Genomic DNA, 23,657 nt, shown 5'->3' with positions numbered 1-23,657 from the left:
CGGCCACCGCGTGCACGCGCGGGTCGAACACCCACGCGCGGGTCGAATCCGACCCGCGCTGGGAAGTTCGACCGCGCGAGGGTCAAGCGGCGGGGCGGGCCGCCAGATGGAACGTCTCGGCGAAGCGGCCGAGAAGGGCCGGGTCACCGGAGAGCACGTGCACGACCTCCTGCTCGATCGCGTCCGCGGGCGACACCTCACCGGAGATCAGCTTGCGCAGGGCCGGCCCGGATGCGAACGCCAGGTGCGCGGTGCCGCGCGGCGCCGTCCCGAGACGCAGCACTCGAAGGTCCGCGCTTTCGACGTGCAGGCGCAGCGCGAAGTCGGCGATGTGCGCGTCGTACACGGTCGACGGCAGCGCGCTCGCCGCATCCGGGCTGAACGCGGTGCGGAATGCGATGGTCATCGAATCCGGGGTGACGATGTCACCCTGATCCGGCTCGCCCATCGCTTGGAAGCCCCAACGGCCGAGGGCGAGGATCACGTCCTCCAGCCCCCGACCGAACTCGGTCAGCTCGTAGACCAGGCCGTGAGCGAGCGGCACGCGACGCACGACGCCGGCTTGCTGCAGTTCCTTGAGCCTGGTGCTCAGAATGTTGGTCGGGATGCGCGGCAGCCCGTTCTTGAGGTCGCTGTACCGGCGCGCACCGACGAGCAGGTCGCGAACGATGAGCAGTGCCCATCGTTCGCCGACCAGCTCGACGGCCGTGACCACACCGCAGTATTGGCCGTAGTTGCGCGCCGCCATTGCCTAGGAACTCTGCCCCTGCTGCGCCAGATACGCCTCCGGGCCCTGTTCCGCGGCCACCGGGTCCATCCAGAGGACGCTGAACAGGTTGCCGTCGGGGTCCTCGAAGTCGCGCGCGTACATGAAGCCGTAGTCCTGTGCCTCACGATGCTCGGCGCCGCCGGCCGCGGTGACCTTGGACAGGAACGCGTCCACCTCCTCGCGCGAGTCCACACTGAACGCCGTCTCGACCTGCAGGGCTGTGGCCGGGTCGACGATCGGCTTGTCGGTGAAGGTCGCGAAGAAGTCGCGCGTGAGCACCATCAGGTAGATGGTGTCGGAGATGACAACGCACGTGGCGTTCTCATCGGTGAAGAGGGGATTGATCTTCCAGCCGATTCCCTCGTAAAACGCCTTGGCGCGTTCCAGATCGTTCGTCGGGATGTTGACGAACACACTCGTTGCCATGATGACTCCCTTGTCGATCGGTTTTGTGATGGGAGCCATGCTTGCAAAAAGCAAGCATGCTTGTCAATAGCAAGTAACCCGCGGGATGACCTCGTCGAAACTGCACGAACCTGCACTCTTGGCCATCAAAGTGCACATTTCTGCAGTCTCGGCCACGGTGGTGCGCTCGAGCTGTGTGTATACACAGTGGGTGGCGTAGGCCTCATGAAGTGGGCTAGATTGGCGTAGGTTCCGGGTTCTGTATACATAGGTGGTGACATGCGCGCGAGCGACAAGGCTTACCGCACGCTTCGCAGCGAGATCATCGACTGGCAACTGCCTCCGGGCACCGTGCTCGGCGAGGTAGAACAGTCCACTCGGCTCGGCGTTTCCCGCACGCCACTGCGCGAAGCTCTCGCGCGCCTCACCGCCGACGGGCTCGTCGCCACCCAAGCCGGACGTGGCCTCGTCGTCACGGATGTCTCGACCGACAACATCCGGGAACTGTTCGAGGTGCGCCGCGCACTCGAGGAGCAGGCCGCGCGCCTCGCCGCAGAACGCGGCGACCCCGCCGTCTTTGACGCGCTCGAGCGTGAGTTCGTTGCGGTGCCCGCCCTGCTCGAGTCGGAGGACCCGGCGCGCCACGACTACTACGACCTCGTCGCCCGCCTCGACGACGCGATCGATGACGCCGTCGCCAACCCGTACCTCGTCACCGCGCTTCGCAACCTGCGCACGCATCTGGTGCGTATCCGGCGCCTCGCCCGCGACGACAAGGACCGTCTACGCGAGGCCGCGCGCGAGCACCTCACCATCGTGCGGGCAATCGCAGCCGGCGACTCCGAGCTCGCCGCCCACGCCACTCACATCCACCTGCACCGCGCGCTCGAGCACCTGTTGGCCGCGCACACCGCCCCGACCGCCATGACCACCGGCCCCACCGAAAGGACCGCAAGTTGAAGCTCCACTCCGTCCGCGTCCACCCCAGCTCTGACAACCTGGCCCGTCAGGACCAGCTCGCCTGGAAGATCGCCGAAGTCGCGACCGACCCGGTCGAGGTGACGCCCGAGGCGACCGACATGGTCATCAACCGCATCATCGACAACGCCGCCGTCGCGACCGCATCGCTGACCCGCGCGCCCGTCGTCGCGGCCCGCAGCCAGGCCGAGGCGCACCCCTACCAGCCCGGGGCAACCGTCTTCGGGCTCGCATCCGACCGCCGGCTCAGCCCGGAGTGGGCGGCCTGGGCCAACGGTGTCGCGGTGCGTGAGCTCGACTACCACGACACGTTCCTCGCGGCCGACTACTCCCACCCCGGCGACAACATCCCGCCGATCCTCGCAGTCGCCCAGCACACCGGACGCGGCGGCGCCGACCTCGTCCGCGGTCTCGTCACGGGCTATGAGATCCAGGTCGACCTGGTGAAGGCGATCAGCCTGCACAAGCACAAGATCGACCACGTCGCCCACCTCGGCCCGTCCGCCGCCGCCGGCATCGGCACGCTGCTCGGCCTCGACACCGAGACCATCTACCAGGCCATCGGCCAGGCGCTGCACACCACCACCGCGACCCGGCAGTCCCGCAAGGGCGAGATCTCCACCTGGAAGGCGCACGCACCGGCCTTCGCGGGCAAGATGGCCGTCGAAGCGGTCGACCGGGCGATGCGCGGCCAGACCAGCCCGACCCCGATCTACGAGGGCGAGGACGGCGTCATCGCCTGGCTCCTCGACGGTCCGGATGCCCACTACGAGGTGCCGCTGCCCGAGCGCGGCGAGACCCGCCGGGCGATCCTCGACAGCTACACCAAGGAGCACTCGGCCGAGTACCAGGCACAGGCGCTCATCGACTTGGCCCGCAAGCTGCACCGCGAGCACCCCGCCCTCACCGCGGAGCAGGTCAAGAGCATCGTCATCCACACCAGCCACCACACCCACTACGTGATCGGGTCCGGCGCGAACGACCCGCAGAAGTACGACCCGACCGCGAGCCGGGAGACCCTGGACCACTCGATCCCGTACATCTTCACGGTCGCGCTGCAGGATGGCGCCTGGCACCACGTTGACTCCTACGCACCCGAGAGGGCGGCCCGCCCCGACACGGTCGCGCTGTGGAACAAGGTCACCACCCTGGAGGACCCGGAGTGGACCCGCCGCTACCACTCCACCGACCCGGCCGAGAAGGCGTTCGGCGGTCGTGTGGAGATCGAACTGGTCGACGGCACCCGCATTGTCGACGAGATCGCCGTCGCCGACGCGCACCCGCTCGGCGCGCGCCCGTTCGCGCGTGAGCAGTACGTCGCCAAGTTCCGCACCCTCGCCGATGGCGTTCTGGAGCCGGCCGAGATCGAGCGGTTCCTCGACGTCGCTCAGCGCCTGCCCGAGCTGTCCGCGGCCGAGCTCGCGGGCCTGACCGTGACCGCGCGGCCCGGCCTGCTCGACACCGTCCCCGCCCCGAAGGGCCTCTTCTAATGCTGTACTCCACAGTCACCAGCGCGACCAAGCGCCAGCTGTTGCGGGAGCGGCTCGCCACCGGCGAACTGCTGCGCTTCCCCGGCGCGTTCAACCCGCTGTCGGCCCGGCTCATCCAGGACAAGGGCTTCGAGGGCGTCTACATCTCCGGCGCGGTCATCGCCGCCGACCTCGGCCTGCCCGACATCGGCCTGACAACGCTGAGCGAGGTGGCGACGCGCGCCGGCCAGATCGCCCGGATGACCGATCTCCCGGCGATCGTCGACGCCGACACCGGCTTCGGCGAACCGATGAACGTCGCCCGCACCGTGCAGACCCTCGAGGACGCCGGGGTCGCGGGCCTGCACATCGAGGACCAGGTCAACCCGAAACGCTGCGGCCACCTCGACGGCAAGGCGGTGGTGGACTCGCAGACCGCGATCAAACGCATCCGGGCGGCCTCCGATGCGCGTCGCGACCCGAACCTGCTGATCATGGCGCGCACCGACATCCGGGCGGTCGAGGGCATCGATGCGACCATCGACCGGGTCAGGGAGCTGGTCGACGCCGGGGCGGACGCGATCTTCCCCGAGGCGATGGCGAACCTCGACGAGTTCGCCGCCGTGCGCGCCGCGGTCGATGTGCCGGTGCTCGCCAACATGACCGAATTCGGCAAGAGCGAGCTGTTCAGCCACGAGCAGCTCGCCTCGGTCGGCATCAACATCGTCATCCACCCGGTGAGCCTCCTGCGCATCGCGATGGGCGCCGCCGAACGCGGCCTCGACGTGCTCGCAGCCGAAGGCAGCCTGAACCCGGTCGTGCCCGACATGCAGACGCGTGCGCGGCTGTACGAGCTGCTCGACTATGCCGCGTACAACACGTTCGACACGTCCGTCTACAACTTCACACTCAGTGTTGACTAAGAACACCGTTGATTGAGACCACCAGCGCTGATTGAGTAAGACCAGCACCAACGAAGGAGCACGCGTGACCGAGATCATGAAGGGACTCGCCGGAGTCGTCGCCGACTACACGGCGATCTCGAAGGTGAACCCCGACACCAATTCCCTGCTGTACCGCGGCTACCCGGTGCAGGAACTCGCGGCGAACTGCATCTTCGAGGAGGTCGCCTACCTGCTCTGGCATGGTGAACTGCCGACGCCGCAGCAGCTCGACGAGTTCTCCAAGCACGAGCGCTCGCTGAGACGCCTCGATGAGCGCACGAAGCGAATCATCGACGAACTGCCGCTCACCGCGCATCCGATGGATGTCGTGCGCACCGCGGTCAGCGTGATCGGCGCGACCGACCCGACGCTCGCGGAACCGGGTGGGATGACGGATCGGCGGCTCAACGAGGGACGAGCGACCTACCTGTTCGCCCAGCTGCCGGCGATTGTCGCTTACGACCAGCGCCGCCGCCGCGGACTCGAGCCGGTCGAGCCGCGCGATGACCTGGCCTATTCGGCGAACTTCCTCCACATGGTCTTCGGCGAGGTCCCCGGGCTCGCGGTTGTCGACGCGTTCGACGTGTCGATGATCCTGTACGCGGAGCACTCCTTCAACGCCTCCACCTTCACCAGCCGGGTCATCACAAGCACCCTGTCCGACCTGTACTCGGCCGTCACCGGGGCGATCGGCGCGCTGAAGGGCCCGTTGCACGGCGGCGCCAATGAGGCCGTCATGCATATCTTCGACGAGATCGGCAGCGCCGACCGGGCGGCCGACTGGCTGGATGCCGCGCTCGCCGAGAAGCGCAAGATCATGGGATTCGGTCACCGGGTCTACAAGCACGGCGACTCCCGGGTGCCGACCATGAAGGCCGCGCTCGACACGCTCATCGCCGAGTTCGACCGCCCCGACCTGCTCGAGCTGTACGACGCGCTGGAGAGCGCGATGACCGAGCGCAAAGGCATCCTGCCGAACCTGGACTACCCGTCCGGTCCCGCCTACCACCTGATGGGTTTCGACACCGAGCAGTTCACGCCGCTCTTCGTCGCCAGCCGCATCACCGGCTGGACCGCGCACATCATGGAGCAGCTGGAGTCGAACGCGCTGATCCGCCCGCTGAGCGCCTACAACGGCGTCGACGAGCGGCACCTGCAGGTCGTCGACACGACGCCCGCCCAGCCCTAGACCGTGCCGCTTCAGCGATGGCGGGCCGCGCAGTAGGCTCGTTCGAGTGAGTCGATCGGGTCGGATGCTGCGCCTCGCCCTCATCGGCGTCATCGGCGGCTTCTTCTCCGGACTTTTCGGCGTCGGCGGCGGCATCATCATCGTGCCGCTGCTGATCCTGCTGCTGCACTACGACCAGCGACTCGCCGCGGGCACATCGCTCACCGCGATCCTGCCGACCGCCGTCGCCGGCACCATCGCGTACGGGCTGCAGGGCTCCGTCGACTGGATCGCCGGGCTGTGCCTCGGCGCCGGGGCGATCGTTGGCTCGCTCATCGGCACCTGGCTCCTGCATCGCACCCACCTGCTGGCCCTGCGCTGGATGTTCATCGCCTTCCTGCTCATCGTCGCGGTGCGGATGTTCTTCTTCGTCCCGGAGCGCGGCGCCGACCTCGACCTGGACCCGCTGCTGGTCGCCGCGCTGGTAGGCACCGGACTGGTCACCGGCATCCTGTCAGGGCTGCTCGGTGTTGGCGGCGGGGTCATCGTGGTTCCGGTGCTGATGCTGCTGTTCGGCGCCAGCGACCTGGTCGCCAAGGGCACCAGCCTGTTGATGATGATCCCCACCTCGATCACCGGCACCATCTCCAACCTTCGCCGGCGGAATTCCGATGTCCGTGGTGCGCTGGTGATCGGAGGCCTCGCGATCCCGGCGTCGTTCGGCGGCGCCGCGCTCGCCGCGGTGGTCCCGCCGCTGCTGGGCAGCATCCTGTTCGCGCTGCTGCTGCTGTACAGCGCCGGGCAGCTCGCGTGGAACGCGCTGCGCAACAACCGCTGAGGCAGCACGCCGCGCCGCTCACCGTAGGCTGAGTGAATGCTTACGATCACCCTCAACGACGGCAGAACCATTCCGCAACTCGGCCTCGGAGTCTTCAAGACACCGCCGGAGGAGACCGAACGGGTGGTCAGCGAAGCCCTCGAACTGGGCTACCGGCACATCGACACTGCCGCCATCTACCGCAACGAGGAGGGCGTCGGGCGGGCGATCGCCGCATCCGGAATTCCGCGCGACGAGCTGTGGATCACCACCAAACTGTGGCAGGACCACCAGGGTGGCGACAAGCCGTTCGCGGCGATGGACGAGAGCCTCGGCAAGCTCGGGCTCGACTACGTCGACCTGTACCTGATCCACTGGCCCGCACCGAAGACGAACAAGTTCGTCGAGTCGTGGAAGTCGCTTGGCGTGATCCGCGACCGCGGGCTCGCAAAGAGCATCGGCGTCTCGAACTTCCAGGTGCCGCACCTGCAGCGCCTGCTCGACGAGACCGACGTGGTGCCGGCGGTCAACCAGGTGGAGCTGCACCCGTACTTCCAGGAGCGCGAGATCGTGACCTTCGCGCGGCAGCACGGCATCAACATCGAGTCGTGGGGGCCGCTCGGTCAGGGCAAGTACCCGCTGCTCGAGCTGCCGGAGATCACCGCGGCCGCCGAGGCGCACGGCAAGTCCCCCGCTCAGGTGGTGATCCGCTGGCACCTGCAGCACGACTTCATCGTGTTTCCGAAGTCGGCGCGTCGTGAGCGGCTGAGGGAGAACTTCGAGGTGTTCGACTTCGAGCTGAACGCCGAGCAGATGGGCGCGATCGATGCGCTTGAGCGTGGACACAGGGTCAGCAGCGACCCCAACGAGGTCGACTAACCCATCGAGTCGGGAGTAGTTGCCCAAACGAGCGCGGCCATTTGGGCAACTACTCCCGACTCAACGCTGTGGGTGGTGACGGGGCGGCGGTCAGGGCTGCAGACGCTCGTGGGTCCAGCCCTCCGCGGTGCGCAGGTACCGCAGCCGGCGGTGCATGCGGTCGACGCTGCCGTGCCAGAACTCCAGCTCGTCCGGGACCAGTCGGTAGCCGACCCAGGTCGCCGGCCGCGGCAGCGCCGCCCCCGCCAGGGCCAGCTCGGCCGCTGCGCTGCGGAACGCGGTCTCGTCGTCGAGCGGCGTGCTCTGCTGCGACACGGTGGCTGAGGCTTGGGATGCGACGGGCCGGTCGTCCCAGATCGCGTCGCTCTCGGCATCCGGCACCTGCTCGATCGGCCCGGACAACCGCAGCTGCTGCCGCGTCTCCCGCCAGAAGATGGTGGCGGCGGCATACGGCCGCACCGCGAGTTCGTGTCCCTTCCGGCTGAGGCTGCTGGTCGCGAACGTCATCCCGTCCAGGTCGAACGACTTGGCCAGCACCATCCGGTTCGATGGTAGGCCGGCCTCGTCGCTCGTCGCCAACGCGACGTTGTACGGCTCCACGATGCCCAGCTGCTCGGCGGTGTCGACCCACGCGACGAGCAGCGGCATGGGATCGGCCGGCGGCGCATCAAACTCCGGCAGCGCCAGCTCGATCGTGCCCGTCAGGGTCGGCCGTGAGATCACATTCCCAGCATAGGCCGACGCGTCGCCGCTAATTTTGAGCGCATGGCCAACAGCCTCGCCAACGCGATCAGCCCGTACCTGCGCAGTCACGCCGAGAATCCGGTCGCCTGGAAACAGTGGGGCGAGGATGCCTTCGCCGAGGCATCCGAGCGTGACGTGCCCGTGCTGATCTCCATCGGCTATGCGACCTGCCACTGGTGCCACGTGATGGCGCGCGAGAGCTTCAGCGACCCCGACCTCGCCGCCTACCTCAACGACAACTTCGTCGCGATCAAGGTCGACCGCGAGGAGCATCCGGATGTCGACAGCACGATGCTCGCCGCGGCGAGCGCGTTCACCCCGAACCTGGGCTGGCCGCTGAACGTGTTCGTGACCCCGCAGGGTCACGCGTTCTACGCCGGCACCTACTGGCCGCCGGGTCCGGTGCAGGGCAGCCCGGCCTTCCGCCAGGTGCTCGAGGCAGTGCGCGAGGCGTGGGCGAACGAGCGCGAGCAGGTCGAGCACAGCGCCCAGGCGGTCGTGGATGCGATCGCCGCTCTCGGGTCGCCCGAGGTGGCGGGGTTGCCGACCACGCCCGAGCTCGAGGCGCTCGCCGAGCGCTTCGCCGACGCCGAGGATGTCGAATTCGGCGGCTTCGGCCTGGCGCCGAAATTCCCGATGGCGCCCGCGTTGACCTTCCTGCTTGAGGGCACAACCGCGGGCCGCGAGTTGGCGATCCGCACGCTCGACACCATGGCGGCATCCGGGTTGCGAGACAGCGTCGAGGGCGGGTTCTTCCGCTACGCGACGAAACGGGACTGGACCGACCCGCACTACGAGCGGATGCTGTATGACAACGCCCAGCTGCTGCGCCTCTACGCGCAGGTGCCGGGAGGCAGCGAAGCCGCCGCCGGCGGCATCGCCGACTTCCTGCTCGATGTTCTGCGATTGTCCGACGGGGTGTTCGCCTCCGCGCAAGACAGCGAGAGCGAGGTCGACGGCACTCGCACCGAGGGCGGCTACTACCGGTTGTCCGCCGATGAGCGCGCGGGTCAACCGGCACCCGCGCTCGACGAGAAGGTGCTCACCGGGTGGAACGGGATGGCCATCGAGGCGCTCACGTTCGCGGGTTTCCACCTCGATCGTCCCGACTGGGTGGATGCCGCGCGCACTGCGGCCGACTGGCTGCGCAAGCACCACGTCCGCGCCGACGGCTCGCTCGTGCGTGCCTCGGTCGACGGGCGGCTCTCGGATGCCGTCGCCACCCTCGAGGACTACGGCCTGTTCGCCGGCGGACTGCTGCAACTCTCGCTCGCCACCGGCGAGGCCGACTACGCGATCGCGGCGAGGGAGCTGATCGACCGGTGCCTGCAGGACGGCTCGTTCCGCGCATCCGCCGACCCGGTGCTCGAAGCACGCGGCCTGACGCTGAGCGCCGATCCGTCCGAGGGCGCCTATCCGTCCGGGGTCAGCGCGATTGCCCGGGCGGCGCTGCTGTTGTATCAACTGACCGCCGACCGCCGGTACCGCGACGCGAGTGAGGCGGCCGTCCGCCAGGTCGCATCGCTCGCGCTCCGCCAGCCGACAGCGTTCGGCACGTCACTGACGGTGATGGCAGCGCTCGCCGAACCGGGCGCGCAGGTGGTGGTCGTCTCCGACGACACGTCTGAGCTCGGCAACCTGGTGCGCTCGATGCCGATGCCGCGCGGAGTAGTCACCGTGCTGACCAGCGAGCAGGCACTCCGCTTCGCCGAGCACGGGTTCACGCTGTTCGAGGCGAAGACGGCTCAGGATGCAGCGACCGGGTACCTCTGTCGCGAATTCGTCTGCCAGCTGCCGGTCACCGATCCGGCGCTCATGGCCACCCAGCTGGGCGCGTAGGACTACGCGAAGGTGCCGTTCGCGAGCCTGTAGGCACGACCGACCAGGTCCTTCAACGCGTCCTCGTCGATGTCGGCGAGCTTCTTGACGTACACGCAGCCACGCCCGGTGGTGTGCTTGCCGATCTTCTCGATCTCCGCAGCGACTTCGGCGTGGTCGAGCAGCCCGTAGAACGTGATTGCCGCGGCGCGCAGCGCGAAGCCCACCTTCGGCCAGTCGCCCTCTCGCCCGCTGGCGTACTTGTAGCGCTGTGAGCCGAAGCCGATCATCGTCGGCCCCCACATGACCGGTTCGTCCCCGGTCGCCTCGCTCATGAGCTTCAAGAGGTGGTGACCGGCGGTGCGGCGCTTCTCATCCTCGAAGGAATCGACGAACTCGTGAGCGGATGCGTCGGTCGGCACGGTCTTGGGTGCGTCAGCCATGCCCCCATTGTTCCGGCTGGCTCATCACAGCGCTACCGCCAGGTTGGCAGCCAGTAGTGCAGCTGCACGAACTCGGCCGGGACCTGCATCGCGGTCCACAGCGGGTAGAAGAACGCACTGACGCACACCACCAGAATGAGGAAGACCGCGACCAGCCGGATGCCCCCGACCCGCCTCCAGGTCGGGTCGCTCGGTTTCCCGAGGATCACCCCGAGGGCGAAGGTCAGCGCGAAAATCAGATACGGCTGGAACGCGATCGTATAGAACTGGAACACCGTGCGGTTCAGGTACATCAGCCACGGCAGGTACCCGGCCGCGAAGCCGAGCACGATGATGCCCACCTGCCACTCGCGATACCGGATCAGCCGGTACACGAGGTACAGCAGCGCGACCACCGACGCCCACCAGACGATCGGGTTGGCGAGGTCGTGGATGACCTCGGCACAGCGCGTGGACCCGCATCCGTCGACGCCGAAATCGGTACCGCGGTAGTACATCATCGTCGGACGCACCAGCAGCAGCCAGGTGAGCGGATGCGCCTGCCACCCGTGCGGGTTGTTCTCGCCGACGTGGTAGTTGTACACGCCGATCTCGAACTGCCACAGGCTCTGCAACGGCAGCGGGACCCACGCCAGCGGGCCGGTCCAGGCGTTACCGGGTTGCTCCGCCCAGTCACGGTTGTAGCCGCCATCGGTGACGAACCAGCCGGTCCAGGTGGCCAGGTAGGCGATCACGGCGACCGGCACGGTGAGCAGAAAACTCACCGGCGCCTGCTTCAGCGCGGTCCCGGATGCCCAGAAACCGATACCAGCCCGTCGCCTGGCGAGGGCGTCGACGACGAGGGTGTACAGCGCGAACGCGGCCAAATAGTAGAGCGCGTTCCACTTGACCGCTGCCGCCAGCCCGAACGCGACCCCGGCGGCGATGAGCCACGGCCGCCACCACAGAGCCGGGCCCCAGTCGGTGCTGCGGCCGGCCGCCTCCCGCTGGGCCAGCCAGAGCGCGAGCCTGGTGCGACTGTGCTCCCGGTCGAGCAGCACCGCGCCGAAGCCGAGCAGCAGGAACAGGGCCAAAATTCCGTCGAGGATCGCCACCCGCGACATCACGATCGCATTGCCGTCAATCGCGATCAGGCCGCCCGCGATGACCGCGAGCAGGGTCGACCGAAACAGCCGCTTCGCGACGAGCATCACGAGCAGCACCAGCAGGATGCCCACCACCGCGGTGCCGATGCGCCAGCCCACCGAACTCTCCGCGCCGAAAGCGGCCAGGCCGAGCGCGATCACCCATTTGCCGAGCGGCGGATGCACAACATATGCCGGCCTGTCGGTGTAGCCATCGACCTGACCGGCCTCGAACGCGGTGTCAGGGTCCATGCCCCACTGCGCCTCGTAGCCGAGGCCCAAGAGCGTCCAGGCATCCTTCACATAGAAGGTCTCATCGAAGACCAGCTCGTGCGGATGCCCCAGGTTCCACAGCCGCAGGCCCGCCGCGAGCGCGGTTACCGCGGCCGGACCACCCCACTCCCAGGCCCTGCGTCGGGCCGGCGTGCTCAGCATCCGGGACCACCAGTCATCCAGACGCGAGCCGGTGGACTCGACGACGACCGGTTCGATGACCGCGCGCTCGCCGTCCGCGAGCGCGACCGGGCCGGACACGACCTCGTCGAACTCGTCGTCGCCTCTGCTCGTCACCTTGGTCATGCTACTGACGCACCTCGCGCGGCGGTGGAAGGATGGGGGCGTGATCATCCTCGCCGCGACGCCGATCGGCAACCTGGGGGACGCCAGCCGGCGGCTCATCGAGGCGCTCGAGAACGTCGAGGTCATCGCGGCCGAGGACACCCGCACTGCCATCCACCTGATGCGTGCGCTCGGCATCGACAACCGGCCGCGGCTTATTGCGCTGCACGAGCACAACGAGGCGCAGATCGCCGGCGAACTGGTCGAACTGGCCCGCGACACTGACGTACTGGTGCTCACGGATGCCGGGATGCCGGCGATCAGCGACCCCGGTTTCCCGCTGGTTGCTGCGGCGGCGAAGGCCGAGGTGACCGTCACCGCGTTGCCGGGCCCGAGTGCGGTGCTCACCGCGCTCGCCGTGTCGGGGCTGCCGACCGACCGGTTCGCGTTCGAGGGGTTTGTCCCGCGCAAGGGTCGGCTCGAGCACCTGAGGCGCCTCGCCAGGGAGGAACGCACGCTCGTCTTCTTCGAGTCCCCTAACCGGCTGGCGGCGACGCTGACGGATGCCGCCGAGGCATTCGGCGCAGACCGCCGGATGGTGGTCGCCCGCGAACTGACCAAGCTGCATGAGGAGGTGGCGCGGGGAACCGCGGCTGAACTTGCAGAGCGGTTCGCCGCCGGCACCCGCGGCGAAGTGGTCATCGTCGTCGAGGGTGCCGCGCCGGCATCCGCGTCCCTCGAGGACGGCATCACTCAGGTGCTCGCGCTCGTCGCGGCCGGGTCCCGGCTGAAGGAGGCCGCCGCCGAGGTGTCCGAGGCGAGCGGGCTCAGCCGGCGCGACCTGTACGAGGGTGCGCTCGCCGCTCGCGCCCGGTAACGCAACCGGGGCCACCTTTAGGATGTAGAGCATGGCCGCCGACCGCTCGTTCTACATCACGACGCCCATCTTCTACGTGAACGATGTGCCGCACATCGGTCACGCCTACACGGAGGTGGCGGCGGACGTGCTCGCGCGCTGGCACCGCCAGGCGGGCGACGACACCTGGCTGCTCACCGGCACCGACGAGCACGGCCAGAAGATCCTGCGCACCGCGGTCGCCAACGACACCGACCCCAAGTCCTGGGCGGACAGGCTGGTGGCGGAGGCGTGGCTGCCGCTGCTGGACACCATCGACATCGCCAACGACGACTTCATCCGCACCACCGATGAGCGGCACGAGAGTGCGGTGCAGGTCTTCCTGCAGAAGCTGTACGACGACGGCTTCATCTACTCGGGCGAGTACGAGGGCTACTACTGCGTCGGCTGCGAGGAGTACAAGCAGAAGGATGAGCTGCTCGAGGTCGACGGCGACCTGGTGTGCGCCATCCACGGCCGCCCGGTCGAGGTGCTCAAGGAACGCAACTACTTCTTCCGGATGAGCGAGTTCCAGGACCGTCTGATCGAGCTGTACGAGAGCCAGCCGGACTTCATCCAGCCGGAGAGCGTCCGCAACGAGATCATGCATTTCGTAAAGCAGGGTCTCGCCGACTTGTCGATCTCCCGCTCGAGTTTCGACTGGGGCATCAAGATCCCGTGGGACGAGTCCCATGTCGTCTACGTCTGGTTCGAGGCGCTGATGAACTACATCACCGCGATCGGCTACGGCACCGACGACGTGAACTTCGCGCGACGCTGGCCGGGAACCCACATCGTCGGCAAGGACATCGCCCGTTTCCACGCTGTGGTCTGGCCCGCGACGCTCATGGCGGCCGGCCTGGAGGTGCCCAAGCGGGTCTTCGGTCACGGATGGCTGCTGGTCGGCGGCGAGAAGATGTCCAAGTCGAAGCTCACCGGTATCGCGCCGAGCGACATCACCGACACGTTCGGCACGGATGCGTTCCGGTTCTACTTCATGAGCGCCATCCACTTCGGGCAGGACGGCTCCTTCAGCTGGGAGGACCTGTCCGCGCGGTACAACGCCGAGCTCGCCAACGGTTTCGGCAACCTCGCCTCGCGCGTGATCGCGATGGTGAACAAGTACTTCGACGGGCTCATCCCGGCGCCCTCCGGCTACCTCGACGCCGATCTCGCCATCCAGCGCACGGTCGCGAAGGCCGCCGAGGACGCCGACGCGGCGATCGAGCGACTGCTGATCAACGAGGCGATCGAGGCGATCTGGACCATCGTGGACGAGCTGAACGGCTACATCACGGTGCAGGAGCCGTGGGTGCTGGCCAAGTCGTCTGACACCCGGGAGCGGCTGGCGACCGTCATCTACACGGTGTCGGAGGGGTTGCGTGCGCTCGCGGTGCTGCTATCCCCGGTGATGCCGAAGGCGACCGCGAAGCTGTGGGAGGCGATCGGCGCTGACGGACTGGGCCCGCTGACCGAGCAGCCCATCCGGGAGGCAGGGTCCTGGGGTGTGCTGCAGCCGGGTACGGCCGTCCGCGCGCTGGAGGCGCTGTTCCCGCGGGTCGAGCAGGATGTCGCGGCCGCGGACGAGCGGCGATGACCGAGTCCAATTACGTCCGCAAGCGCGAGCACCGCGCCGAGAATGGCGCGAGCCGCGACCTCAGCTACCCGCCGCTGCCGACACCGCTGGTCGTCGGGGTGTACGACAACCACGCGCACCTGGAAATCATGGACGGCGACGAGCCTCTGGACTACAGGGAGCAGCTGGATCGGGCGAGCGCGGTCGGCATCCGGGGCGTCGTGCAGGTCGGCGGCGACCTGGAGACCAGTCGCTGGTCGGTCGAGGCGGCGCAGCGCGAGCCTCGGCTGCTCGCGGCGGTCGCCATCCACCCGAACGAAGCGCCCGTGTACGAGCGCGCCGGCACCCTCGATGACGCGATCGCCGAGATCGACGAGCTGGCGTCCAAGCCGCGGGTGGCCGCGGTGGGGGAGACCGGGCTGGACTTCTTCCGCACCGACGAGAGCGGCCGGGACGCCCAGTACAGGTCGTTCGAGGCGCACATCGAGATCGCCAAGAAGCACGACCTCGCGATGCAGATCCACGACCGTGACGCGCACGCCGAGGTGCTCGCAACGCTTGAGCGGGTCGGCGCGCCGGAGCGCACCGTCTTCCACTGCTTCAGTGGTGACGCCGAGATGGCCAGGTATTGCGCCGAACGCGGCTGGTACCTGTCGTTCGCCGGCAACATCACCTTCAAGAACGCGGCCAACCTGCGTGAAGCGCTCGCCGCCATCCCGCGCGATCGCATCCTGATCGAGACGGATGCGCCGTTCCTGACCCCGATGCCGTTCCGCGGGCGGCCCAATTCGCCGTACCTGATCCCGCACACGCTGCGGTTCATGGCCGACGAGCTGGGCACGGATGTCGCGCTGCTGGCCGCGCAGATCAGCTCCAACACCGAGCTCGCCTACGGCAGCTGGGAGGCGGAACCGGTGACCCTCGAGCACGGGCACGGATGACCCGGCTGCTCGGGCCGGCCGAGATCCGCGACCTCGCCGAGACGCTCGACCTGCGGCCGACCAAGAAGCTCGGCCAGAACTTCCTTCTCGACGGCAACACGGTGCGACGCATCGTCGACACCGCCGGAGTGCGCGCCGGTGACTCTGTACTGGAGGTCGGCCCAGGGCTCGGCTCGCTGACCCTCGGGCTGCTCGCGGCCGGCGCATCCGTCACCGCGGTCGAGATCGACGGGCGGCTCGCCGACCAGCTGCCGAAGACGGTGCAGCTGATGGCTCCGGATGCGTCGCTGACCGTGCTGACCGCCGACGCGCTGACCGTCACCGAGCTGCCGGGGGAGCCGACCACGCTGGTCGCGAACCTGCCGTACAACGTGTCGGTGCCGGTGCTGCTGCACCTGATCGAGACCTTCCCGAACCTGACGAGCGGACTTGTGATGGTGCAGGCCGAGGTCGGGCAGCGGATCGCGGCCGGGCCGGGCTCGAAGGTGTACGGCGGGCCGAGCGCCAAGGCTGCCTGGTACGGGCAGTGGCGCGCGGCCGGGCAGATCAGCAGGCAAGTTTTCTGGCCGGTGCCGAACGTCGACTCCATCCTGGTGTCGTTCGAGCGCGGCACGCCGCCGGGAACAGAAGCGGAACGGAAGTCGACGTTTGCGCTCATCGACGGCGCGTTCCAGCAGCGCCGGAAGATGCTGCGGCAGGCGCTGGCGGCCGAACTCGGGGGCAGTGCCGCGGCATCCGCTGTGCTCGAACGTGCAGGGATCGCACCCACCGCCCGCGGCGAGGAGCTGTCAGTGCACGACTTCCTGGCCATCGCCCGGGCGCGGTAGCGTTTTCGCATGTCAGCGGTCGAGGGTCAGAACTACAGCGAAGAGAAGGTCATCGCGTCAACCGGACGCACGATGGACCAGTGGCATCAGCTGCTCGACGGTGCCGGTGCGACCGGGTGGAAGCATCCGCAGATCGCGCGCTGGCTGGTCGACGAACACGGGGTCGACGGCTGGTGGGCGCAAGGCATCACGGTCGGCTTCGAGCAGGCGCGCGGGATGCGGCGGCCCGGCCAGCAGGCCGACGGCACGTTCGCGGTCTCGGTGAGCCGCACACTCGGTGGCGCCGAGTACGACGCGGTCGTCGAGAGGCTCGCTGACAGCTACGGGGAGACGATGTCACGGAGCCCCGGCGCGAGGCATCCGACCGCACGGTGGAGGGACGGTGACGAGAGCGTGCTGATGACGATCTCACCGGTGAAGGGTGGCGCGACCCGGGTGACGCTCACCCGATCGCGGATCGCCGACGACGATGGCCTGGCTGCGGCGAAGGCGGATCTCGCTGCGGCGCTCGATCGTGCACTGAAGTGACCGCTTCGGTCTACTAGGTTTATAGCCATGACGACCGAGGCCCCCGAACGGGTGGTGCACGCCAGAGCGCCGGGAAAGCTGAACGTCTACCTCGGCGTCGGCACCCTCCAGGAGGACGGGTATCACGAGGTTGCGACCGCCTACCAGGCGGTCTCGCTGTACGAGGAGGTGCGGGCCAGCCCCGCGCCGGACTTCTCGGTCAGCTTCACCGGCAGCGTCGACCTGACCGGGCTGAGCACGGACGGCTCGAACCTTGCGATCCGCGCGGCGACGCTGCTGGCGCGGCGGACCGGGTGGCGCGAGGGCGTGCGGCTGGAGATCGACAAGAACGTCCCGGTCGCCGGTGGCATGGGCGGCGGGTCGGCGGATGCCGCTGCGACGCTGCTCGCGTGCGATGCGCTGTGGGGGACCGGGCTCTCCCGCGACGACCTGCTCGGGCTGGCCGCAGAGCTCGGAGCCGACGTGCCGTTCGCGCTGCTCGGCGGGACCGCGGTCGGCACCGGCCGGGGTGACCAGCTGAGCCCGGCGCTCGCGCAGGGGCACTACCAGTGGGTGCTCGCGCTCGCCGACTTCGGCATGAGCACCCCGGAGGTCTACCGCGAGCTCGACAGGCACCGGGAGCGTCACGCCGGCGAGCTGTCGCCGGTGCTGGACCTGCCGCACGTGGAGACGACGGTGCTGCAGGCGCTGCGGGCGGGTGACCCGCACATGCTTGCGGCGTGCATGCACAACGACCTGCAGGCGGCGGCGCTGCACCTGGAGCCCCGGCTGGCCGAGGTGCTCGAGCTGGGTGAGGAGAACGGGGCGCTCGCCGGCATCGTGTCCGGATCCGGGCCGACGGTGGCGTTCCTGGCGGTCGACAACGACGCCGCGCTTGCGCTGCAGGTGGCGCTGTCGGCATCCGGGAAGCGCGTGGTGCGGGCGAGCGGGCCGGTGCACGGTGCCCGCGTAACCCCCGAGCCCTGAGCGCGCTCGCAACCCTTCGCCCCGGCCCGGCCCGGCTCCGGCCTCTGCATCCGCCGAGACTGCACGAAACGGCGTTTTGGCGCCCCATTCCGCAGGTTCCTGCAGTCTCGCGAGGCGGGTTCCCCTCCTCCCCAGCGATGGCGGTGGGGCGGAAGGGGGCCGCGGCCCGGCGGAGTGGCACCGAGCGGCGATTGGCGCGCGGATGCTGTCGGGGTGAGACGACCGCGTGACCTCCCAGAGCACCTGCGAGGTCGCGCGTTCGCGAGCAGGGAAGCGACGGAAACCGGGATCAGCTCCCGCCGCTTACGTGCGCCCGACCTGCATCGACCATTCCACGGGGTTCGCATACCGGCCGAGCATCCCGATTCCGTGCCGGCGCTCATCCGTGCCTACGCACTGCGGATGCCGGATTCGCAGCATTTCAGCCACACGACTGCGGCGCTCATCCACGGCATTCCGCTTCCGTTCGCTGTTGAGAATGCGACGCCACTGCACGTGAGCGCCGATCAGTCGGTGGGTTTTCCGAGGGCGCGCGGCGTCGTCGGCCACCACTCCGGCCAGTCGACAACGGTCGAGTCAAGGCAGGGGCTTCGTGTGTCGTCGCCCGTCGACTGCTGGTGCGAAATCGCGACGCTGCTGAGAACGGATGATTTGGTCGCCGCGGGGGATTTTCTGGTGACGGGCGACGAGCCGCTCAGCGCGGTGCCTCCGCTGGCGACGCTGTCAGATCTCGAACTGGCCGTCGAAGCGCGGGCGGGGCGGCGCGGCATTCGGCGTCTCAGTGAAGCGTTTCTGCTCGTTCGCTACGGCTCGTTGTCCCGAATGGAGACCCTGACGCGGCTGCTCATCGTTCGGGCGGGACTTCCAGAGCCGCTTCTGAACTTCACGCTCGCGGATCGCGCCGGCGGTTTCGTCGCGATGCTCGACCTCGCGTTCCCGGAATGGAAGGTGGGCATCGAGTATCAGGGCGATGTGCATCGCGAGAAGGAGCGCTTCCGGCGGGACATCACCCGGCGCGAGCGCATCGAGGATCAGGGATGGACGGTCATCTACGTGTCCGCTGACGACATTCTTCGCCACCACCCGCTTCAGACGATCGAGCGCATCCGTAGGCGGCTGCGCGCCCGGGGTGCGCGGGTGTGACCTAGCCGCTCGAAACTGCAGAAACGTGCGCTCTGGCCTGCGAGAGTGCAGGTTTGCGCAGTCTCGCGGGGAGTCGAGGGGACGGAGGGCCCGCTGGCGACCCGCAGGTAGCCTTGGGGGAATGGCCCACCTGCTCGGCGCCGAAGCGCTGCACCTCGAGTACCCGACCCGCGTGATCTTCGATGCGGTCACCGTCGGCCTGAACGAGGGCGACCGCGTCGGCGTCGTCGGCCGCAACGGCGACGGCAAGTCGACCCTGCTGCGCCTGCTCTCCGGTCGCCTCGACCCGCATGCCGGACGTGTCACCCGCCGCGGCGGCGTCACCCTCGGCATGCTCGACCAAGCGGACGAGCTCCCCGACGATCTCACCGTCGGCGCCGCCATCGTCGGCGACCGCGCCGAACACGAATGGGCAGGCGACCCGCGCGTGCGCGACGTCATCGCCGGGCTGGTCCGCGACATCCCGTGGGAGTCCCGGATGGCAGCCCTCAGCGGCGGGCAACGGCGCCGGGTGGCGCTCGCTGCCCTGCTCACCCGCGACTGGGACGTCATCTTCCTGGACGAGCCCACCAACCACCTCGACGTCGAGGGCATCGCCTGGCTCGCCGAGCACCTGAAGCGGCGCTGGCCGTCCGGCCAGGGCGGACTGGTTGTCGTCACCCACGACCGCTGGTTCCTCGACGAGGTCTCGACCGCCACCTGGGAGGTCCACGACCGCATCATCGAACCGTTTGAGGGCGGCTACGCGGCCTACATCCTGCAGCGCGTCGAACGCGATCGGATGGCGGCAGCATCCGAGGCGAAACGGCAGAACCTCGCCCGCAAGGAACTCGCCTGGCTGCGTCGCGGCGCACCGGCACGCACGGCCAAGCCGAAGTTCCGCATGGACGCCGCGCTCGAGCTCATCAGCAATGAACCGCCACCGCGGGACACCGTGCAACTGCAGCAGCTCGCCGTCGCGCGGCTCGGCAAGGACGTCGTCGACGTGCTCGACGCATCCGTCAGCTTCGACGGTCGCGAGATCCTGCGCGACGTGACCTGGCGCATCGCGCCGGGCGAGCGCACCGGCATCCTTGGCGCGAACGGCGCAGGCAAGTCGACCCTGCTCGGACTGGTCGGCGGCACCATCGAGCCGACCGCCGGCAGGGTGAAGCGCGGCAAGACAGTGCGCATCGCGATGCTCGACCAGCGGCTCGGCGAGCTCGCCGACATCCTCGACGACCGGGTTACGGATGTCGTCTCCCGCCAGAAGCGCTCCTACGTCGCCGGCGGCAAGGAGCTCACGCCCGGCCAACTCCTCGAGCGGCTCGGTTTCTCCAGCGCGCAGCTCGCCACCCCGGTGCGCGACCTCAGCGGTGGGCAGAAGCGCCGGCTGCAGCTGCTGCTCATCCTGCTCAACGAGCCGAACGTGCTCCTCCTCGACGAGCCGACCAACGACCTCGACACCGACATGCTCGCCGCGATCGAAGACCTGCTCGACGACTGGCCCGGCACCCTCATCGTCGTCAGCCACGACCGCTACCTCATCGAGCGGGTCACCGACCAGCAGTACGCGGTGCTGCACGGGCACTTCCGGCACCTGCCGGGCGGCGTCGACGAGTACCTGAAGCTGCGAGCGACCGCGCGGACCGCGACGACGCCGAAACCGGATTCCGCCAAATCGGATGCGGGAAAGGCTAACGCGGCGGTCCCGACAAGCTCGGACACCGGCGCCGCGCTCTCCGGCGCCGACCGCCGCTCCGCCGAGAAGGAGGTCTCGGCGATCGACCGCAAGCTCGCGAAACTCTCCGACCAGATCGCGAAGAAGCACGAGCAGCTCGCCGCGCACGACCAGAGCGACTACGAGGGGCTCGGTACGATCACCGCCGAACTCACCGCCCTGGAAGCGGAGACCGCAGAACTCGAGAACCGCTGGATCGAGCTCTCCGAGCAACTCGAGTCCTGACCCCCGCATCCAGTAGCTGCATCGAGTCGGGAGTCTTACCCGGTATGCCCGCCCAAGCGGGCAAATGTCCCGACTCGATGCACCGCCATCGCCCGCCAGAACCGCTTTGCGCCGATGAGAGCGCCATTTCGTCGCGGGTCTGCCACACTGTCATGCATGGTTCGAGCGAGGATGCTTCGATGAGCCGGCTGGATGTCGACCATTACCGCGACCTGCTGCTGAAGGAGCGGGACGAGACCGTGAGCCTGCTCGGCGAGCTCGGCGCGGACATCAGCGCAATCGTCGACGCGCGGCAGGGTTCGAACAACGATGACGAACATGACCCGGAAGGTGTCACCCTCGCCTACGAGCGGTCGCAGACCGACGCGCTGCTCCGCCAGTCGCAACGCCGCCTGCACGAGATCACGGATGCCCTGAAACGCATCGACGAGGGCACCTACGGCCTGTGCCAGGTGTGTGGCAAGCCGATCGGCTACGAACGCCTGGCCGCCAGGCCGTACGCGCGCGCGTGCGTCGAGCACGCCGACCTGATGTAGTCCGACGTCCGCGACGTTACTGCTCGAAGTCCAGGCTCAGCTTGCGCAACAGGGTGGCCAGCCGGTCCTGCTCCGCGGGCGACAGCGCACCCAGCAGCTCGCGCTCGTGCTGCAGCAGTTCGCTGATCGCGCTGTCCACGCTCTCCCGCCCGCGGGTGGTCATCGTCACGATGATGCCGCGGCCGTCGTTCGGGTCGGTGCGGCGCTGCACCAGGCCACGTTCGACCAGGCGGTCGATGCGGTTGGTCATGGTCCCGGATGACACGAGCGTCTGCTGCAGCAGCTGCTTGGGGCTCAGCTGGTACGGCGTGCCTGCCCGGCGCAGGGCGGAGAGCACATCGAACTCCCACGATTCCAGGTCGGATGCGCCGAACGCCTCCCGTCGCGCCCGATCCAGGTGCTTCGAGAGTCGGCCGACGCGGGACAGGATCTGCAGTGGAGCGAAGTCCAGGTCGGCCCGTTCCCGGGACCACGCATCGACGATCCGGTCGACCTCGTCGTGTGAGCGCATCCACTCATTATCCCGCCCGCCGCATCCGGATGAGCGTTGCTCCGCCCCCAGGATTCGAACCTGGACCTAACAGCTCCAAAGGCTGTCGTGCTGCCGTTACACCAAGGCGGACCGCGCTTCGCGCGCACTCAAGTCTGCCAGAAGCATCCGTCTCCACTCGTCGGTTCACGGCGCACGCGGCGGCCGCCGGGGAGGCGATCGGTAAAGTTGTGCGCATGACCGACCAGAATCTCGCCGTCGTCGTGCTCGCCGCCGGGCAGGGCACCCGGATGAAGTCCTCGACGCCGAAGGTGCTGCACCCGCTGGCCGGCATCCCGCTGCTCGGCCACGTGCTCGCCACCGCGCGGGCCCTCGAACCGTCCCACATCATCACCGTCGTCCGCCACGGACGCGACCAGGTCGCCGAGGCGGCCACCGCCCTGCTGCCGGAGTGCGTGATCTGCGACCAGGACGACATCCCCGGCACCGGCCGCGCGGTCGAGGTTGCGCTGAACGCGCTACCGGGTGAGTTCGACGGAGACGTCGTGGTGGTCAGCGGCGACGTCCCGCTGCTCGACGCCGACACCCTCCGCGAGTTCATCGCCGCGCACCGCAGCGCCCGCGCCGCCGCGACCGTGCTGTCCGCGCTCCTCGACGACGCCACCGGCTACGGCCGCGTCGTGCGCGCCGCCGATGGCAGCCTCGACCGCATCGTCGAGCAGAAGGACGCCGCCGAGGACGAACTGGCCATCACCGAGATCAACTCCGGCAGCTACGTGTTCTCCGCCCGCGCGCTGCGCGAGCAGCTGCCGCGCATCGGCACCGACAACGCGCAGGGCGAGAAGTACCTGACCGATGTGGTCGGCTTGCTGCGCGCATCCGGATCCACCGTCGAGGCAACCCCGGTTGCCGAGAGCTGGATGGTCTCCGGCGTCAACGACCGGGTGCAGCTGAGCGAGCTCGGCGAGCGGCTGAACCGGATGATCGTGCGCGGCTGGCAGCGCGCGGGCGTCACCGTGCAGGACCCGTCCACCACCTGGATCGACCGCAACGTGACCCTCGCCGAGGACGTCGAGATCCTCCCCGGCACCCAGCTGAAGGGTGCCACCAAGGTCGAACGTGGCGCCACCATCGGCCCGGACACCACCCTCGTCGACTGCGAGGTGGGCGAGGGTGCGACCGTGAAGCGCACCGACGGCACGCTCGCGGTGATCGGCGCCGGCGCATCCGTCGGCCCGTTCAGCTACCTGCGGCCGGGCACCTACCTCGGCGCGGGCGGCAAGATCGGCACCTTCGTGGAGACCAAGAACGCCACCATCGGCGAGAACAGCAAGGTGCCGCACCTCAGCTACATCGGCGACACCGAGGTTGGTGTCGGCTCGAACGTCGGCGCAGGAACCATCACCGCCAATTACGACGGGGTCAACAAGCACCGCACCGTGGTCGGCTCGCACGCGCGCACCGGCTCGCACAACGTGTTCGTCGCCCCGGTTAGAATTGGCGACGGAGCCTACACGGGCGCCGGCACGGTGGTCCGCAAAGACGTCCCAGCGGGTGCGCTGGCCCTCAACGTTGCTCCGCAAAGGAACATCACGGGGTGGGTCGTGCAGAACCGTGCGGGAACCGCTGCGGCCGACGCCGCCGCGGCTGCTGACGGCGAGCAGGACTAAAAACCAGTCGGTTCACCGGCAGAG

The 23,657-nt window shown here is 68.7% G+C and carries 23 protein-coding genes and 1 tRNA gene; 17 read left to right on the top strand and 7 right to left on the bottom strand.

The annotated features are described in order from the left end of the window. Positions 1-82: 82 nt before the first annotated feature. Together IRG63_RS01810 and IRG63_RS01805 are read right to left on the bottom strand one after the other, a co-directional pair. The gene (locus IRG63_RS01810; protein ID WP_168625539.1) at positions 83-748 is read right to left on the bottom strand and encodes a helix-turn-helix domain-containing protein; all 666 of its coding nucleotides are present in this window, start codon (positions 746-748) and stop codon (positions 83-85) included. A 3-nt stretch (positions 749-751) separates the two neighbouring features. After that, positions 752-1,195 carry a VOC family protein gene (locus tag IRG63_RS01805; protein WP_193509034.1) on the bottom strand — a complete coding sequence of 148 codons (444 nt, stop codon included), beginning with the start codon at positions 1,193-1,195 and terminating at the stop codon, positions 752-754. A 258-nt stretch (positions 1,196-1,453) separates the two neighbouring features. Between IRG63_RS01805 and IRG63_RS01800 the strand changes: the two genes are divergently transcribed. The 6 genes from IRG63_RS01800 to IRG63_RS01775 all read left to right on the top strand — a co-directional run bounded on the left by IRG63_RS01800 (position 1,454) and on the right by IRG63_RS01775 (position 7,429). Next, complete coding sequence (locus IRG63_RS01800; RefSeq protein ID WP_193509033.1) at positions 1,454-2,134, top strand: GntR family transcriptional regulator; 681 nt, start codon at positions 1,454-1,456, stop codon at positions 2,132-2,134. Next, positions 2,131-3,642, top strand: coding sequence for an MmgE/PrpD family protein (locus IRG63_RS01795; RefSeq protein WP_193509032.1), 1,512 nt, complete (start codon positions 2,131-2,133; stop codon positions 3,640-3,642). Before IRG63_RS01800 ends, IRG63_RS01795 begins: the two co-directional genes overlap by 4 nt. Next, a complete protein-coding gene (prpB, locus tag IRG63_RS01790) occupies positions 3,642-4,544 on the top strand; it encodes a methylisocitrate lyase (protein ID WP_193509031.1) in 903 nt (300 codons plus the stop codon). Before IRG63_RS01795 ends, prpB begins: the two co-directional genes overlap by 1 nt. A 76-nt stretch (positions 4,545-4,620) precedes the next feature. Continuing rightward, on the top strand, positions 4,621-5,754 hold the full coding sequence (locus tag IRG63_RS01785; protein WP_193509545.1) for a bifunctional 2-methylcitrate synthase/citrate synthase: 1,134 nt from the start codon (positions 4,621-4,623) through the stop codon (positions 5,752-5,754). 46 nt (positions 5,755-5,800) lie between these two features. After that, positions 5,801-6,571, top strand: a complete 771-nt coding sequence (locus IRG63_RS01780) for a sulfite exporter TauE/SafE family protein (RefSeq protein WP_349236078.1) — start codon at positions 5,801-5,803, stop codon at positions 6,569-6,571. 36 nt (positions 6,572-6,607) lie between these two features. Beyond that, entirely contained in the window at positions 6,608-7,429 is an 822-nt protein-coding gene (locus IRG63_RS01775) for an aldo/keto reductase (protein WP_193509030.1), read from the top strand. 90 nt (positions 7,430-7,519) lie between these two features. Here IRG63_RS01775 and IRG63_RS01770 read toward each other — a convergent pair whose 3' ends face one another. Further along, positions 7,520-8,152, bottom strand: a complete 633-nt coding sequence (locus tag IRG63_RS01770) for a pyridoxal 5'-phosphate synthase (protein WP_370566152.1) — start codon at positions 8,150-8,152, stop codon at positions 7,520-7,522. Positions 8,153-8,194: 42 nt separating this feature from the next. Here IRG63_RS01770 and IRG63_RS01765 point away from each other — a divergent pair, with 42 nt between their 5' ends. Next, complete coding sequence (locus IRG63_RS01765) at positions 8,195-10,012, top strand: thioredoxin domain-containing protein (protein ID WP_193509029.1); 1,818 nt, start codon at positions 8,195-8,197, stop codon at positions 10,010-10,012. Between the two features lie 2 nt (positions 10,013-10,014). On the opposite strand, the gene IRG63_RS01760 is transcribed toward IRG63_RS01765, so the two are convergent. Next, positions 10,015-10,434 (bottom strand): DUF1801 domain-containing protein, encoded by a 420-nt coding sequence (locus IRG63_RS01760; RefSeq protein WP_168625532.1) that lies wholly within the window; start codon positions 10,432-10,434, stop codon positions 10,015-10,017. 32 nt (positions 10,435-10,466) lie between these two features. Beyond that, a complete protein-coding gene (locus IRG63_RS01755; RefSeq protein ID WP_193509028.1) occupies positions 10,467-12,137 on the bottom strand; it encodes a phospholipid carrier-dependent glycosyltransferase in 1,671 nt (556 codons plus the stop codon). Positions 12,138-12,177: 40 nt separating this feature from the next. Here IRG63_RS01755 and rsmI point away from each other — a divergent pair, with 40 nt between their 5' ends. The 9 genes from rsmI to IRG63_RS01710 all read left to right on the top strand — a co-directional run bounded on the left by rsmI (position 12,178) and on the right by IRG63_RS01710 (position 21,473). After that, positions 12,178-12,993: a 16S rRNA (cytidine(1402)-2'-O)-methyltransferase gene (rsmI, locus tag IRG63_RS01750; protein ID WP_193509027.1), complete on the top strand. Its 816-nt coding sequence runs from the start codon at positions 12,178-12,180 to the stop codon at positions 12,991-12,993. A 31-nt stretch (positions 12,994-13,024) separates the two neighbouring features. After that, entirely contained in the window at positions 13,025-14,608 is a 1,584-nt protein-coding gene (metG, locus tag IRG63_RS01745) for a methionine--tRNA ligase (RefSeq protein ID WP_193509026.1), read from the top strand. After that, positions 14,605-15,528, top strand: a complete 924-nt coding sequence (locus IRG63_RS01740) for a TatD family hydrolase (protein WP_193509025.1) — start codon at positions 14,605-14,607, stop codon at positions 15,526-15,528. Before metG ends, IRG63_RS01740 begins: the two co-directional genes overlap by 4 nt. Then, on the top strand, positions 15,525-16,355 hold the full coding sequence (gene rsmA / locus IRG63_RS01735) for a 16S rRNA (adenine(1518)-N(6)/adenine(1519)-N(6))-dimethyltransferase RsmA (RefSeq protein WP_193509024.1): 831 nt from the start codon (positions 15,525-15,527) through the stop codon (positions 16,353-16,355). The genes IRG63_RS01740 and rsmA overlap by 4 nt, the downstream gene beginning before the upstream one ends. 9 nt (positions 16,356-16,364) lie before the next feature. Then, a complete protein-coding gene (locus IRG63_RS01730; RefSeq protein WP_193509023.1) occupies positions 16,365-16,883 on the top strand; it encodes a DUF4287 domain-containing protein in 519 nt (172 codons plus the stop codon). 27 nt (positions 16,884-16,910) lie between these two features. Beyond that, complete coding sequence (locus tag IRG63_RS01725) at positions 16,911-17,849, top strand: 4-(cytidine 5'-diphospho)-2-C-methyl-D-erythritol kinase (RefSeq protein ID WP_193509022.1); 939 nt, start codon at positions 16,911-16,913, stop codon at positions 17,847-17,849. A 402-nt stretch (positions 17,850-18,251) separates the two neighbouring features. Then, a complete protein-coding gene (locus tag IRG63_RS01720) occupies positions 18,252-18,992 on the top strand; it encodes an endonuclease domain-containing protein (RefSeq protein ID WP_227411691.1) in 741 nt (246 codons plus the stop codon). A 121-nt stretch (positions 18,993-19,113) separates the two neighbouring features. Then, positions 19,114-20,937, top strand: a complete 1,824-nt coding sequence (locus IRG63_RS01715; RefSeq protein WP_193509020.1) for an ABC-F family ATP-binding cassette domain-containing protein — start codon at positions 19,114-19,116, stop codon at positions 20,935-20,937. Positions 20,938-21,116: 179 nt separating this feature from the next. Then, positions 21,117-21,473, top strand: coding sequence for a TraR/DksA C4-type zinc finger protein (locus IRG63_RS01710; RefSeq protein ID WP_168628133.1), 357 nt, complete (start codon positions 21,117-21,119; stop codon positions 21,471-21,473). A gap of 16 nt (positions 21,474-21,489) precedes the next feature. Here IRG63_RS01710 and IRG63_RS01705 read toward each other — a convergent pair whose 3' ends face one another. Further along, positions 21,490-21,984 (bottom strand): MarR family winged helix-turn-helix transcriptional regulator, encoded by a 495-nt coding sequence (locus IRG63_RS01705; protein ID WP_168628132.1) that lies wholly within the window; start codon positions 21,982-21,984, stop codon positions 21,490-21,492. A gap of 39 nt (positions 21,985-22,023) precedes the next feature. Further along, a tRNA-Gln gene (locus tag IRG63_RS01700) sits at positions 22,024-22,095 on the bottom strand. 104 nt (positions 22,096-22,199) lie between these two features. Between IRG63_RS01700 and glmU the strand changes: the two genes are divergently transcribed. After that, the gene (glmU, locus tag IRG63_RS01695; RefSeq protein WP_193509019.1) at positions 22,200-23,633 is read left to right on the top strand and encodes a bifunctional UDP-N-acetylglucosamine diphosphorylase/glucosamine-1-phosphate N-acetyltransferase GlmU; all 1,434 of its coding nucleotides are present in this window, start codon (positions 22,200-22,202) and stop codon (positions 23,631-23,633) included. The last annotated feature ends 24 nt before the right edge of the window (positions 23,634-23,657 follow it).

Source organism: Cryobacterium sp. BB736 (assembly GCF_014980265.1).
In the GTDB taxonomy this organism is placed as follows: domain Bacteria; phylum Actinomycetota; class Actinomycetes; order Actinomycetales; family Microbacteriaceae; genus Terrimesophilobacter.
Note: the sequence above shows the minus strand (reverse complement) of the source record. Positions and strands in the feature narration are given on the sequence as shown.